This is a genomic window from Demequina lignilytica (genome assembly GCF_030418305.1).
GTDB classification, from domain to species: domain Bacteria; phylum Actinomycetota; class Actinomycetes; order Actinomycetales; family Demequinaceae; genus Demequina; species Demequina lignilytica.
The window spans coordinates 1-297 of the sequence record NZ_JAUHPX010000018.1; the positions used below are offsets into that span (position 1 = coordinate 1).

A 297-nucleotide genomic window follows, 5' to 3' on the forward strand; every position below is an offset into this window, starting at 1 on the left:
GCCGGCACAACCAGATGGTCCGTTCGTTCGTGCTGGTGTCGGGAGGGGGAGTGGATGGGCTCTGCGGACGAGGTGTTGGTGGCGATGGTGGAGGTCGCTGCTGATCGTCTGGGTGCCTATGGGTATGTGTTGACGGGGTCGCAGTCGGAGGCTGAGGAGCTGGTGCAGGACGCGATCGTGCGGGTGTTCGCGCGGCGGACGCGGTTCGAGGTGCCGGCGCAGGCGGAGCAGTATGTGCGGCGGACGATGCGGACGATGCATATCGATCGGATGCGTCGGGAGGCGTTGTGGCGGCGG

Annotated in this window: 1 protein-coding gene; it reads left to right on the forward strand. The window is 67.0% G+C overall.

Features of this window, described 5'->3' with window-relative positions; all coding sequences use genetic code 11:
- Nucleotides 1-54: 54 nt before the first annotated feature.
- Nucleotides 55-297 (forward strand): sigma factor (locus QQX10_RS13625; protein WP_301122136.1); only part of this gene is annotated, 243 nt, incomplete at its 3' end.